Source organism: Corynebacterium glucuronolyticum DSM 44120, from assembly GCF_030440595.1.
GTDB lineage: Bacteria > Actinomycetota > Actinomycetes > Mycobacteriales > Mycobacteriaceae > Corynebacterium > Corynebacterium glucuronolyticum.
In genome coordinates, this window is record NZ_CP047452.1 from 203,510 (window position 1) to 217,341 (window position 13,832).

At 62.7% G+C, this 13,832-nt stretch carries 10 protein-coding genes and 1 CRISPR repeat array (1 of these 11 cut by a window edge); of the genes, 5 read left to right on the top strand and 5 right to left on the bottom strand.

The features are described from left to right. A CRISPR array of direct repeats spans positions 1-4,026; the repeat unit is 28 nt; unit sequence GGCTCATCCCCGCAGGTGCGGGGCAGAT; it begins 589 nt to the left of the window's first position. Between the two features lie 136 nt (positions 4,027-4,162). The 4 genes from wecB to CGLUCO_RS00940 all read right to left on the bottom strand — a co-directional run bounded on the left by wecB (position 4,163) and on the right by CGLUCO_RS00940 (position 7,582). After that, positions 4,163-5,308: a non-hydrolyzing UDP-N-acetylglucosamine 2-epimerase gene (gene wecB / locus CGLUCO_RS00925; RefSeq protein ID WP_070742102.1), complete on the bottom strand. Its 1,146-nt coding sequence runs from the start codon at positions 5,306-5,308 to the stop codon at positions 4,163-4,165. 59 nt (positions 5,309-5,367) lie between these two features. Further along, a complete protein-coding gene (locus CGLUCO_RS00930; RefSeq protein WP_070742104.1) occupies positions 5,368-6,564 on the bottom strand; it encodes a glycosyltransferase family 4 protein in 1,197 nt (398 codons plus the stop codon). Between the two features lie 133 nt (positions 6,565-6,697). After that, a complete protein-coding gene (locus CGLUCO_RS00935; protein WP_070742106.1) occupies positions 6,698-7,111 on the bottom strand; it encodes a hypothetical protein in 414 nt (137 codons plus the stop codon). 42 nt (positions 7,112-7,153) lie between these two features. Continuing rightward, positions 7,154-7,582 carry a hypothetical protein gene (locus CGLUCO_RS00940; RefSeq protein WP_070742108.1) on the bottom strand — a complete coding sequence of 143 codons (429 nt, stop codon included), beginning with the start codon at positions 7,580-7,582 and terminating at the stop codon, positions 7,154-7,156. A gap of 287 nt (positions 7,583-7,869) precedes the next feature. Here CGLUCO_RS00940 and amn point away from each other — a divergent pair, with 287 nt between their 5' ends. Next, on the top strand, positions 7,870-9,180 hold the full coding sequence (gene amn, locus CGLUCO_RS00945) for an AMP nucleosidase (protein ID WP_040429047.1): 1,311 nt from the start codon (positions 7,870-7,872) through the stop codon (positions 9,178-9,180). After that, positions 9,177-9,677, top strand: coding sequence for a gamma carbonic anhydrase family protein (locus CGLUCO_RS00950; RefSeq protein ID WP_070742112.1), 501 nt, complete (start codon positions 9,177-9,179; stop codon positions 9,675-9,677). The genes amn and CGLUCO_RS00950 overlap by 4 nt, the downstream gene beginning before the upstream one ends. A 1-nt stretch (position 9,678) precedes the next feature. Here the strand turns inward: CGLUCO_RS00950 and CGLUCO_RS00955 are convergent, their stop codons facing one another. Next, positions 9,679-10,371 carry an NAD-dependent deacylase gene (locus CGLUCO_RS00955; RefSeq protein ID WP_084035982.1) on the bottom strand — a complete coding sequence of 231 codons (693 nt, stop codon included), beginning with the start codon at positions 10,369-10,371 and terminating at the stop codon, positions 9,679-9,681. Here CGLUCO_RS00955 and CGLUCO_RS00960 point away from each other — a divergent pair. From CGLUCO_RS00960 to CGLUCO_RS00970, 3 genes are read left to right on the top strand one after another with little or no spacing between them, the layout of a single operon-like run. Beyond that, a complete protein-coding gene (locus CGLUCO_RS00960; protein ID WP_005392826.1) occupies positions 10,370-11,359 on the top strand; it encodes a TIGR00730 family Rossman fold protein in 990 nt (329 codons plus the stop codon). The genes CGLUCO_RS00955 and CGLUCO_RS00960 overlap by 2 nt on opposite strands. A 15-nt stretch (positions 11,360-11,374) precedes the next feature. Then, entirely contained in the window at positions 11,375-13,009 is a 1,635-nt protein-coding gene (locus tag CGLUCO_RS00965) for a DUF885 domain-containing protein (protein ID WP_084035983.1), read from the top strand. After that, positions 13,009-13,755: an SDR family NAD(P)-dependent oxidoreductase gene (locus tag CGLUCO_RS00970; RefSeq protein WP_084035984.1), complete on the top strand. Its 747-nt coding sequence runs from the start codon at positions 13,009-13,011 to the stop codon at positions 13,753-13,755. Before CGLUCO_RS00965 ends, CGLUCO_RS00970 begins: the two co-directional genes overlap by 1 nt. The last annotated feature ends 77 nt before the right edge of the window (positions 13,756-13,832 follow it).

Genomic DNA, 13,832 nt, shown 5'->3' on the forward strand with positions numbered 1-13,832 from the left:
GTGCACACCCACCCTGTAGCGGGCTCATCCCCGCAGGTGCGGGGCAGATGTCGTCACCCCGGCCGCGATCTTCGTGGCAGTAGGCTCATCCCCGCAGGTGCGGGGCAGATGAGAAAGGGATGGTGCACACCCACCCTGTAGCGGGCTCATCCCCGCAGGTGCGGGGCAGATTTGGATGTTTACGCCGGTGGCGAGTTTGAGTGCGGCTCATCCCCGCAGGTGCGGGGCAGATAAGCAGCTTGGCCAAAACGCAGCCGGTCAGAACGGCTCATCCCCGCAGGTGCGGGGCAGATCAGCAGGCGCGCCACATCATCGAAGGTCTGGTCGGCTCATCCCCGCAGGTGCGGGGCAGATGGGCACCCCGGATTGGTACGGGGTGGTCACGGCGGCTCATCCCCGCAGGTGCGGGGCAGATAAGCAGCTTGGCCAAAACGCAGCCGGTCAGAACGGCTCATCCCCGCAGGTGCGGGGCAGATCAGCAGGCGCGCCACATCATCGAAGGTCTGGTCGGCTCATCCCCGCAGGTGCGGGGCAGATCTGCTTGCCGCCGCCCTTGCGTGCGCCTTGCTGGGCTCATCCCCGCAGGTGCGGGGCAGATTCAGTCTATAGCGCGTCAGGGCCTACGCGGGCGGGCTCATCCCCGCAGGTGCGGGGCAGATATACACCAATCCGTTAAATGGCTGCAACAAAAGGGCTCATCCCCGCAGGTGCGGGGCAGATACCAGGGAGCACCACGTAACCACAAAACTACGGGGCTCATCCCCGCAGGTGCGGGGCAGATGGGTACACAACGTGTGTCATGCTGAATATGCACGGCTCATCCCCGCAGGTGCGGGGCAGATTGTTTCGTGTCGGCCATAGCCGTACCCCTTTTCGGCTCATCCCCGCAGGTGCGGGGCAGATGGGACTTTGAACACGCCGGCGGAAATCCCGGCGGGCTCATCCCCGCAGGTGCGGGGCAGATCCCCGGATACGTGCGCGCATTGTGGGGGCAAGAGGCTCATCCCCGCAGGTGCGGGGCAGATCCTTATCACCGCCGAGCCCTAAAAAGCCACGAAGGCTCATCCCAGCAGGTGCGGGGCAGATCGCTCGCTTGCCGCATGAAAAGTTGGCTCGCTGGGCTCATCCCCGCAGGTGCGGGGCAGATTGGTCAAGCTGGGAGGACCTGTACCTCATTGTCGGCTCATCCCCGCAGGTGCGGGGCAGATTTTGTTGGCCTTGGCTGAAAAGGCCCGATTTTGGGCTCATCCCCGCAGGTGCGGGGCAGATTGGTCAAGCTGGGAGGACCTGTACCTCATTGTCGGCTCATCCCCGCAGGTGCGGGGCAGATGATCAGTCCACGCGGGCGAGGGCTATCGCTATCGGCTCATCCCCGCAGGTGCGGGGCAGATGTCGCTTGCTACTTTTGTGTCTCGTGCCCGACGGGCTCATCCCCGCAGGTGCGGGGCAGATGAATTCGATAAACGCGGCATTCTCGAAAGGAAGGGCTCATCCCCGCAGGTGCGGGGCAGATCCCACGCCACCTTTTCCAGCCGAGAATCATCCTGGGCTCATCCCCGCAGGTGCGGGGCAGATTGCGCGACGATCGAGTCAATCTCGTCCCACCTGGGCTCATCCCCGCAGGTGGGGGGCAGATACCTGATGCGGCTCCTGCGCGGGTCACGGTTCCGGCTCATCCCCGCAGGTGCGGGGCAGATGGGCGGTTGTACTCGAAATACATGTTGATGCGGGGCTCATCCCCGCAGGTGCGGGGCAGATCGACCCCGATGCCCCGAAGGGCAAAAGTGGGACGGCTCATCCCCGCAGGTGCGGGGCAGATCATAATGGTTTTCCCTTTCGTGTGTGCGGAGAGGGCTCATCCCCGCAGGTGCGGGGCAGATTCCACTACCGCCTCAAAATTGGAGTAGCCCGCGGGCTCATCCCCGCAGGTGCGGGGCAGATGATAGCTGCCAGATTGCGAATTTATCTGGTAAGGGCTCATCCCCGCAGGTGCGGGGCAGATGCGCGATCACACCGACTCCTAAATCGCGGTTTGGGCTCATCCCCGCAGGTGCGGGGCAGATCGGTTTGGTGGGCTACTGCCCGGTGGTGGAAGGGGCTCATCCCCGCAGGTGCGGGGCAGATAGCCACAGCAGCCTCAGCCTGCTCCACATAGCCGGCTCATCCCCGCAGGTGCGGGGCAGATGCACCGTTTTTTCATTGAGCCGCGTGTCCGGGAGGCTCATCCCCGCAGGTGCGGGGCAGATCGACTCGTCCAGCAGCTTCTCAGCCTGCACCAGGGCTCATCCCCGCAGGTGCGGGGCAGATTCTCAGGCAGGGCGGATGAAGCAATTGCTCGTGGGCTCATCCCCGCAGGTGCGGGGCAGATTCTCTTCTTTCATCTGATTAGCCCCCATATCTCGGCTCATCCCCGCAGGTGCGGGGCAGATTTCAAAACTCGGTGGGTGGGTCGCGTCGGCGACGGCTCATCCCCGCAGGTGCGGGGCAGATGCTGTGGCGCGCTGTAGGGCGAAGGACGAGACGGGCTCATCCCCGCAGGTGCGGGGCAGATGCGCTCGGTACGACAATGACAGGCGTTGCCGCGGGCTCATCCCCGCAGGTGCGGGGCAGATAGCGGTGGCCGGCGTTTTGACCGGGTGCGGGAGGGCTCATCCCCGCAGGTGCGGGGCAGATGGGCACAATTCATGCCTGGAACATGGGCAGGAAGGCTCATCCCCGCAGGTGCGGGGCAGATGAGAAGCTACAGGCTGCACAAAGCGACGTAGAGGGCTCATCCCCGCAGGTGCGGGGCAGATCTCGACCCGAACTACGTGCGAGAGCACACACACGGCTCATCCCCGCAGGTGCGGGGCAGATTTGGCAGACGGGGAAGTACACGCAGCGGGAGCTTGCCGAGGCGGGCTCATCCCCGCAGGTGCGGGGCAGATGTGAACATTTTCGGCGGTGTGCTGGCGGTTGTGGGCTCATCCCCGCAGGTGCGGGGCAGATTTGCGGGGCTTCGTGTTGGGACTGTGGCCGATGGGCTCATCCCCGCAGGTGCGGGGCAGATTCCAGCAGTTGTCGCCAGGCTGGTCGAACCAGGGGCTCATCCCCGCAGGTGCGGGGCAGATTCCTCTCACGTTTTCCCACACCACGAGCCGGGGGGCTCATCCCCGCAGGTGCGGGGCAGATCCTCCCCATACAAAGCAGACATCTGCAAGGCGGGGCTCATCCCCGCAGGTGCGGGGCAGATTTATCTCCGCACGCACGCGGGAGGGGCTGCAGGGGCTCATCCCCGCAGGTGCGGGGCAGATGGCCGACAACGAGGTGGATCATTCGGCGGGTCCGGCTCATCCCCGCAGGTGCGGGGCAGATTCTGTCGCCGCTTCCAAGAGCACACTGGTATAGGGCTCATCCCCGCAGGTGCGGGGCAGATGACCGCGACAAGTCCACCGGTGACGCCGCGCCGGGCTCATCCCCGCAGGTGCGGGGCAGATGAGGAAGTCATACATCGTTTCGTGATCGTTCGGGGCTCATCCCCGCAGGTGCGGGGCAGATACTGTGACGGAATGTGGCCGGTGGGTCGGGCTGGGCTCATCCCCGCAGGTGCGGGGCAGATCGACGCGGAGTTGGACGCGTTGCGTGACGCGTGGGCTCATCCCCGCAGGTGCGGGGCAGATTAAGGCCGTCGACGTTCTCAACGAGGGCGACATCGGCTCATCCCCGCAGGTGCGGGGCAGATACATCGGGGCGCTCAGTCATGGGGTCCTGCCGGGGCTCATCCCCGCAGGTGCGGGGCAGATCTAGGTGGATCTTGGGGTGGTACCATCGCACGGGGCTCATCCCCGCAGGTGCGGGGCAGATTTACATGAGTAATATTACAACGTAGTTACTACGGGCTCATCCCCGCAGGTGCGGGGCAGATCGGAACCGTCGGAGGATGGGGAGTTCCAGTGGAGGCTCATCCCCGCAGGTGCGGGGCAGATCTAGGTGGATCTTGGGGTGGTACCATCGCACGGGGCTCATCCCCGCAGGTGCGGGGCAGATGCTTCCTGAACAGGCAGGATATGGAGCCTGGGGCTATTTTACCTTTAACTTGAAATCGGGGGCAAGAGGAGGCCGGAGTCGGCTTGAGCGTGGGAGGGGTCGGAGCTGGGGCACCGCCCCACCCGGTGGCCCACCCCTACGGCCGAAAATCCTCCAACCTCTCTCCCACGCCGGCGAGCTGCGCCATGGCGGCGAGGACGCGGGGGACGGCGTCGCCATCGCCGTAGGGGTTGACGGCATTGGCCATGGCGGCGTAGGCGGTGTCATCGGTGAGCAGCGTCGTCGCCTCGTTGACGATGTCGTCTTCGTTGGTGCCGACGAGCTTGACGGTGCCGTAGCTGACGGCCTCGGGGCGCTCGGTCGTGTCGCGCATGACGAGGACTGGTTTGCCCAGTGCTGGGGCCTCCTCCTGCACGCCGCCGGAGTCGGTGACGACGAGTTTGGCGCGGTTCATGAGGGCGCAGAACTCGTTGTAGGGCAGTGGTGTGGTGACGAGGACGTTGGGATCGGCGTCGATAAGCGGGATGATGACCTCGCGTACGCGGGGGTTGGGGTGCAGTGGGCAGACGAATTCGGTGTCGGGGAAGGCCGTGGCGAGCCGGTGTACGGCGGCGCCGATGGCCTTCATGGCGTGGAGGTTTTCGCGCCGGTGGGTGGTGACGAGGACAATATCCTTGTCGGTTGCGGTGACCTCCTGCAGCGCGGGGTCGGCGTAGGTGGTCTCCAGGGAGACAGTGTGGAGGAGTGCGTCGATGACGGTGTTGCCGGTGATAGCGATATCCGCAGCGGGGAAGTCCTCGTCGAGGAGGTTTTGTCGTGACTCAGGTGTCGGTGCGAGGTGCAGCGAGGCGATTTGGCTGATCATGCATCGGTAGCCTTCTTCCGGGAAGGGGGAGGCGATGTTGCCGGTGCGGAGTCCCGCTTCGAGGTGGACGACTTTAACGCCGCGATGGAAGCCGACGATCGCGCCGGCCATGGCGGTGGAGGTGTCGCCTTGCACGAGCACCATGTCTGGTTGTTCCTTTTCAAATACCTCGTCGAGGCCGGTCATCATGCGGGCAACCATCTCGTTGAGGGTCTGCCCGGGTTTCATGATCCCGAGATCGTAGGAGGGTTTGATTCCGAAAAGGCGGTTTACCTGGTCCAGGAGGTCGCGCTGCTGGCCGGTGGAGACGGCCACCGAGGTGAATCGGTCGTCTATTCCCAATCCGGCAATAACCGGTGCGGTCTTGATGAGTTCGGGGCGCGTCCCGTAGACGGTTACAACCTTGGGTGTGGTCACAACGAACCTTTCTGAAAATTGTATTAGAGCCACTCCAAAGGCTACTACGTATACCCTATTTATGCACCTGCGACGGCGTTTAGAATATCTGCTATTGCGCTCTGTGCTTCTTCGGTGCGCTGTTTTCGAACCCATTCAGCCCCGGCAGGGGAAGCAGCGGGGATTGTGGGTTGGGATGCGAGTGTGTTCCACAGCTCTGCTAATTTCTGCGGGTTTCGTGTGGGTACGACGTGTCCGCCGGCGATCCGTTCGATGATGTAGCTGGCTTCGCCTTCCACAGCCGCGGTGATGGGCATCCGCATCTCCATGAGCTCGTATGTTTTGCTCGGGACGGCGCGGTTGAGGGGCTCCCAATCGGCGAGGTGGACGAGTGCGACGTCGGCCCACTCGTAATGTTCGGTGAGGTCCTCGGGCTTGGTCTTGTTGTAAAACTCCACGGGCAGCCCCTCGGCCTCCCGTTTCAGTTGCTCGCGCGCGGCACCGCTCCCCACAAGCCGCAACGTCACCCCGTCGGTGTACTTGAGCGCTGCTATCGCATTCGACAGCATCTGGGCTCGCCCCAACGTTCCTGCATACAGAACGTTCAGCGTCCCCTCCCTACGCCCCGCGCGAGGCGCGTACGTGTAATCGTTCGCCCGCGGAAAGACGTTTCTTACAGTCACCATATATGGCTTGTCGACGCCCTTTCGGTGCAGGTCGTGCGCCAAGGTTTCGGCTGTCACAATGATTCCTGCTGCCTGCTTCAACACGGCTACCATAAGGTTCTTCAACGTCACCGAGGCGATGCGTGTGGGTAAGCCGCGCAGGATCTGTTCCCTCAACGAGGGTGTTACAGCTACCGACTCGTTCCAGCGGTCGGTGTAGTTGAGCAGGTCAGGCCAGGCATCCCGCAGGTCAATAATGTAGGGTACGCGCCGGGCTCGCGCCAGCGCCCACGTGGACAGTGCCGTGGGGATAGCCGGTACGGTGCCGATGATGATGTCCGGTTTTTCCGGCCCCCGAATCCCCGTCCGCACCGCGTCGATACCAGATGCCAACTGTATGAGTGCCCGCCTGGTTAGCCCGCTTACCGGCTTGAACGGGTGCGTATAAAACAGTTCTTCATCCCCCACGGCTCGATCACCGGCAGTCGGGTGCGGACACACGACATTCACGGTGTGGCCGGCTTCGGTCAGGGTGCGCGAAAGCCACGCCCAGCGGTGCTGAGGGATCCCATTATCTGGGTACCAATACTGGGAGACAACCAGGATGCGCATCAGGGGAGTAGAACTCCTTTGGTGGAGGAATAAGTATAAGTGGGCAGAAAGAAAGCACCCTCGCGTGAAAGCGCTGAGGGTGCTTGGATAAGCTGCCGCTAGCGGCAGCTGAGACGCTTATTCAGCGATATCCTTAGAACTTGATGAGGCCCTCGTGGAGACCGTAGTTCACAGCGGCAATGATGGTGCCGATGACGGTGCCGATGGCACCGAGGATGCCGGAAGCGTAGAAGAGCTTTGCCCAGCCGGCGAGCTCCGGATCCTGAACGGAACCGAAGATGTTGTTACCGGAAGCGTACTTCTCCTTGTCCAGACCGTCACCGATCTTGGAGGAGAGGTTGGACTCCTTCTTCTCCTTGTCAACCTTCAGGTTGTCCTTGGAGGGGGCATCGTTGTTGAGGTTAACGCGATCCTTGTCAGCGATGTAGTGCTCGTTGGCCGGGTTGTCGATGTTAGCGACCTTAGCGGGCTCCTCAGCGTTTGCGACGCCGGAGAAAGCGATTGCGAGAGCGGTTGCGCCGGCGACGGCTGCATTACGAATACGCATTTTAAATATTTTCCTTTCAGCCTTGTTTGTTACCAGCGGTTATTAGATGATGCCGTTGAACTTGAGGTAGTTGTAAGCCGGCGCGATGAGGTTCGTCAGGATCGTGAGAACGATACCTGCAATGGTGAAGCCCTCCCAGGCGTTGAACCACTTCGGCAGATCCTTGGAATCAAGCTTGTGGGAACCGAAAGCGTCCTGGCCTCTGACGGCCTTCTCGCCTTCGTACTCCGGGGAAAGCTTGGAGGAAAGGTTGCCTTTAGATTCAGCCTTGTCACCCTTGTTATCGGTGCCCTCGGAGGAACCCTTGGACTCCTCGGCCTTCTTATCCTTGTCACCAGCGGTAGGAGTGGTGTTCTCGGAAGCTGCGGTGGTCTCACCCTTGGGGGTCTCGGCTGCGAAAGCCGTGACACCGCTGAGGGAGACAGCAAGAGCGGTGACGCCTGCAACTGCTGCGTTGCGGATAGAACGCATTATGTTCTCCTTAAAAAATGTAGAAACTTCATTGCTCAAGCTAAAAAGCTTGGAACTTCACTGCAAGCATAGTCCCCCTGAGAGGTCTATTCAAGTGAAGTCTAGCGGTTTTTAATTGTCTTGGCGTACAACCGTAAGGGTTTTGTCCACCTTTGACAAGCTGCCCGTCAGCCCGCGAGGGAATATTCGGCAGTTTGTATAATGTATTCTGCCACCGGACTTATAGGATGCAACAGGTCCCGTTGATTGCCACCCTCATTTTGGGGGAACGCGGTACGCTGGCTCGTATGGATGTGGTTGATCAGCTCATCAAGATGTACGAGGAGTCCGTTGACCGTGCGCATGCTGCCGTTAAGGCTGGTGATCGCTCCGCGTATAGTGGCGTTCGCTACCCGCGTTTGACGGTGACCGTCGATACGTGGCAGCCGATTGATCGGACGGAGCCGTTTGGTTACGTGGAGGAGGCCGGGGTTTATTCCTCCGTATTTTCCCGTCCGGGCCTGATTGCGGGCTATCTCCGCGAGATGTTGGCCAGACTCACAAAAAATTATTCTTGTGACGTGCGCGCCGACTACTCGGATATCGTCATTCCGCCGGCTTATATCGACGGTCTCGAGGGGGCCGAGCTGACGGGATTTCCGACCCCGACTTTGGATGATGTTGATGATGGCATTATCGACGGCCGGTGGGACGCGTTCCACGGAGAGGTCAAGCCTCTCTTCCACTTCACGCCCCAGCGTTTCGACATCGCCTGTAAGCGGATAGAGCACTACACCGGCATCGGCTGCGAAGGAGTGCAGAAGTTCATCCTGTTCACCAACTACGCCATGCACACCAAGGAGTTCGAGCGCTGGGCCCGCGAGGAACTGACCCGCCCAGGGACGCGTTACACCGGGCTGAATACGCCGACGGGTACGCACCAGTTCCCGCGCTATGATCTCGTTACCGAGGCCGGCGACGGCATCACGATGATCAACATCGGTGTGGGGCCGTCCAACGCCAAGACCATCACGGACAGCCTCGCCGTCCTGCGCCCCGAGGTGTGGGTCATGATCGGCCACTGTGCAGGTCTTGATGGCCGCATGCGCATCGGCGACCTCATCCTCGGCAACGCCTACCAGCGTCGCGATTTCATTCTCGACGACCGCATCTCCTCCGACATCCCCATCCCCGCCGTCCCCGAGGTGCAGCGCGCCCTGGAAAAGGCCGTCGGCGATGTCTACGGCGAGGAAAAATCTCAGCTCATGCGCACGGGCACGGTGCTTTCTACCGGTGACCGCAACTGGGAGTGGCACACCCCGCACACGATGTGGGAGACGCTGCGTGGCTCCACCGCCGTCGCTGTGGACATGGAATCCTGCGCGCTGGCCGCCAACGGCTACCGCTACCGCGTCCCCTACGGCACGCTGCTGTCCGTGTCCGATCTGCCGCTGCACGCTGTGCCCAAGCTGCCCGCGGGCGCCCAGGCCTTTTACTCTTCCTCTAAGGAAGCCCACGTGATGTGCGCGGTGAGGGCGATGGAAGCCCTGGCTGCGAACGTCGAAAAGCTAAGAACCAGAAAACTCCGCAAGACTATAGGAGAGGTGCCGTTTAGATGATTATCCCCTTCAACGGGAAGACCCCAACCATTCACGAGACCGCCTTCATCGCCCCCAACGCGACGATTATCGGCGATGTCACCATCGGCGCCCACGCCTCCGTGTTCTACGGCGCGGTGCTCCGTGGCGACATCAACACCATCACCGTCGGCGATTACACCAACATCCAGGACAACGCCGTCCTCCACGTCGACGCCGATGCCCCGTGCACCCTCGGCCACCACGTCACCGTCGGCCACCAGGCGCTCGTCCACGGCACGACGATCGAAGATAATTGTCTCATCGGCATGCAGTCGGCCGTCCTGTCCCGCTCCCACGTGGGCACCGGCACACTCATCGCCGCCGGTGCTGTGGTGCTGGAAGGCGCCGAAGTCCCCGAGCATTCCCTCGTCGCGGGTGTTCCCGGCAAGGTGAAGAAAACCATCGACCGGTCCTTCATCGAGCACGCCGAGCGCTACGCCCGCGTCGCCGCTGAGCACAAGAAGGCGACGGAGTAACCTACAGCCTCTCCAGTAACTCCGGCACGCCGGACGCCGCCGTGTCCTCGATGAACTCGTGCACGAGCGGAGTCAAAGACGTCGTCTGCGGCGAGATCTCGTACAGCCGCGCGCCGTTTTCCAGCGCGACGAGCGGGAGGCTCGCGGCGGGCTGCACGGTGCCGGAGGTGCCCACAATGACGAGAGTGTCGCACGCCTGCAACAGCTCAACCGCCCGGTTCCAGGCCTTTTCCGGCAGCGCCTCCCCGAACCACGTGACCTCCGGCCGGATAAAGTTCCCGCACAAGGGGCACGTCGGCGGCGTCAGCCGCTCAACAGGCTCCGACCACTCCGGCAGCGTATAAGAATAAGGCCTTCCACAAATCGTGCACTTCCACTTGAACAGCGAGCCGTGCAGGTGCACAACCTCCGCCGAGCTGCCACGTTCGTGCAGGTTATCAATGTTTTGCGTGATGACGGGGTACCCGGCTTCGCCGATGGAAACGTGCCCGGCGTTCGGCTCCACAGAATTAGATACCAGCGACCGCCACGTGTACCAGGCGAACATGGGTTCCGGGTCCTTCGCCCACGCGTCGATGGAGGCGAGCGCGGTCGGGTCGACGTTTTCCCACAGGCCTGTTTCCTTGTCGCGGTAGGTGGTGAGCCCCGAGTCGGCGCTCATTCCGGCGCCGGTAAAGAACACAATGTTGCCCATGACCACTACTCTAGTAGCTATGCATATCGATTTCTGCGAGATGACCGCGGCGGATACGGCGCTGCGTGAGAAGGTTGCTGAGCTGGACGAGGACAAGGTTATCGCCAGCGATTTTGTCAGTTTTATTCCCGCTCGTGGTGATCACGGTGTGGTGGCGAAGGTGGGCGAGAAGGTCGCGGCGGCTGCGTGGGCGTCCTTTACTCGCGGTTCCACCCCGGTTCTTCGCCACGCGGTGCTGCCGGAGTTCCGCGGCCACGGCATTGGTCTGGCCATTCTGGAGCACCTCACGGAGTACGGCAAGAAGGTCGGCTGGCCAGGGCTGATGCTGGAGATGGATGAGGATAATCCGGCGCGCCGCTCGTTCGCGCGGCAGGGTTTCGAGTCCGTCGCGGGCGATGCGATGATGCTGCATCTGCGCCCGCCGTTGCGCAGTCTTGCGGTTTATTGTGGGTCGGCGCCGGGCTCCCGCACCTTCTACCAGGATGTCGCCCGTGAGCTGGGCGAACAGCTCGCAGATCGGGGGATCAAGGTGGTCTACGGCGGCGGTTCGGCAGGGCTGATGGGGGAGATGGCTTCGGGTGCGCTCGCCCACGGTGGGGACGTCCACGGGGTCATGGCCCGTGACCTCGCCGATCGCGAGCAGGCGTACGAGGGGCTCCCGCAGCTGGACATCGTCGATTCGATCCCCGAGCGCATTGCTCGGATGGAGGAGCTTGCCGACGGCTTTTTGGCACTGCCGGGCGGTGTCGGTACGCTTTCTGAGCTTTTCGACGCTTTGACGAACCAACAAATTGGCTCCCATCAAAAACCCGTCATCCTCTTTAACGTCGAAGGGTATTGGAACCCGCTGGTCACCCTGCTGGAGAACACGATCTCGGAGGGCTTTACCCAGAAGAAATACGTCGACGCGCTCATCGTCGTGGAAACCGTCGCCGAGCTGGTGGAGAAGCTGGAGTCGTGGCGCGCACCCGGGGAGAAATGGCGATAGGTACACTTAGCTTTTATGACCGAGTCTCGTGAACAGTCACTTCTAGATAGCAGCTGCGACGACTATATCTATAGTCTGGCGGAGCTCATGCCTACGGCTGCCACCGACTGGGGTATTCCCGGCATGGAGGGCGACCTACAGGATTTCAGCCCCGAGTACTACTCCGCCGTTGCCGATCGCGCCCGCGAGCTGCTCGCCGATGTCGACGCCTTCGAGGATGAGACGGACACCGAGGACGATGCCGACGTTTTCGACGATGTCGACCGCGTCACCGCCGCCGTCCTCCGCGACCGGCTGCGCCTGGAACTGGACCTGCACCACGAGTACGAGGACCTCGGCAACCTGAACAACATCGACTCCCCGGTGCAGGAAATCCGCATGTCCTTCCAGAACATGCCTGCCGACGAGGATGCCATGCGCTCCCGCCTGTCCAAGGTGCCGGCCGCCCTCCAGGGCTACCAGCGTTCCCTGTCCGAGGCCGCGGTCCAGGGGCGTGTCGCCCCGATCCGCCAGATCGAGGAAGTGAAAAAGCAGTGCGACGAGCTTGCCGAGCCCGGCTCGCTCTTGGAAACCTGCCTTGCCCCCGAAGCCGAAATCGAGGCCGCCAAGGCCGCATTCGGCTCCATGCGCGAGTGGCTGACGGACACCCTCGCCCCGCACGCGCCACAGGAGGATGCCTGCGGGCTGGAGCGCTACGAACGCTTCTCTAAGCTCTTCGTCGGCTTCGACATCGACTTCGAGGAAGCCTACAACTGGGGAATCGACGCGCTGCAGGAGATCGTCGAAAAGCAAAAGAAGGTGGCCGAAGAGCTCTACGGTGAGGGGACGAGCGTCGAAAGGGCGCTAGAGAACCTCGAGGAAGACCCGCGCTACCAGCTGCACGGCACCGGCGAGCTGAAAAAGTGGATGCAGAAGACGGCGAACCAGGCCATCGCCCAGCTCAGGGATGTCGAGTTCGACATCCCCGAGGAAATGGCGAGGATCCAGTGCCTCATCGACCCGTCGGGCACCGGCGGCATCTACTACACCGCACCCACCGACGACTTCTCCCGGCCGGGACGCATGTGGTGGGCGGTGCCAGAGGGGCAGGAGACGTTCCACACGTGGCAGGAGAAGACGACCGTCTTCCACGAGGGCGTTCCCGGCCACCACATGCAGCTCGGCACCCAGATCGCCAACGAAAACCTCAACGCGTGGCGACGCCTCGCCTGCTGGAACTCCGGCCACGGCGAAGGCTGGGCCCTCTACGGCGAATCCCTCATGGAAGAGCTCGGCTACCTCGACGACCCGGGCTACGTCATGGGCTACCTCGACTCCCAGCGCCTCCGCGCCGCCCGCGTCGTCCTCGACATCGGCGTCCACCTCGGCTTCAAGACCCCCGAAGGCAACACGTGGGATGCCTCCTACGCCCGCTCCTTCCTGCAGGACAACACGGCCATGGCCGATGCCAATGTCCGCTTTGAGCTGAACCGCTACCTCGGCTGGCCCGGCCAGGCCCCCTCCTACGCCCTCGGGCAGCGCGCCTGGCGGGAACTGCGCCACGACATCACCGCCGACGGCATGAGTCCCAAGGAGTTCCACTCCCGCGCGCTCGCTTTCGGCTCCATCCCGATGAACATCCTTCGCGAAGAAATGATCGAGAACAACTAATGCGTATCCTCATCACCGGAGCAAGCTCAGGAATTGGAAAGTCCGCCGCAGAAAAGCTGCGCGCGCAAGGCCACGAGATCATAGGCATCGGCCGCAGGGAGATCGACGACCCGAACTACTACAGCTGCGATTTCACCGATCTTGGTGCCGTCCGCTCGTTGGCTTCTGAGCTTTCCGGCATCGACGCCATGGCCTGCAACGCCGGCGGCATCCTCCCCGCCGGCGGCCTTACCGACGACGGCTTCGACCCCGCCTGGCAGACCAACGTGCTTGCCAACCTCCTCCTGCAGGAAGCCCTCGCACCCCAAGGCCCCGTCATCTGGACGAGCTCCATCGCCCAGTACGGCGGCCCCGCCATCGTCCCCGAAGAGGTCCACGGCGACCGCACCGGCACCAAAGACTTTGACGTCTACGCCCAGTGCAAGCGTGGCTGCGCCCTCATCGCCCGCGAATCCGCCCGCCGGGGCTTGCGTGCCGCCAGCTTCCACCCCGGCGTGATCAGCTCCAACTTCGGCCTCGCCACCGACAACCAGGTGAGGGACCTCTACGCCCTCCCGCTTGCCAAGAAGGTCCTGGCCACTCCCGACCTCGGTGGCTCCCGACTTGCCGAACTCCTTTCCGGCGAGGTCACCCTCGACGGTTCCTTCTACGTCACCCGCGTCCGCGGCCACTTCGTCCGCGGCCACGCCCGCGACACCAACATCGCCCGCACCATCTACGAGCAGAGCCTGGAGTTCTGTGGATAACTTTTCTGGCCCGGCCTGAGTTATCCACAGGTTTGGGTCATTGCGTTTGCAACCGCCCTTCCGCGCTTTATTGTGTG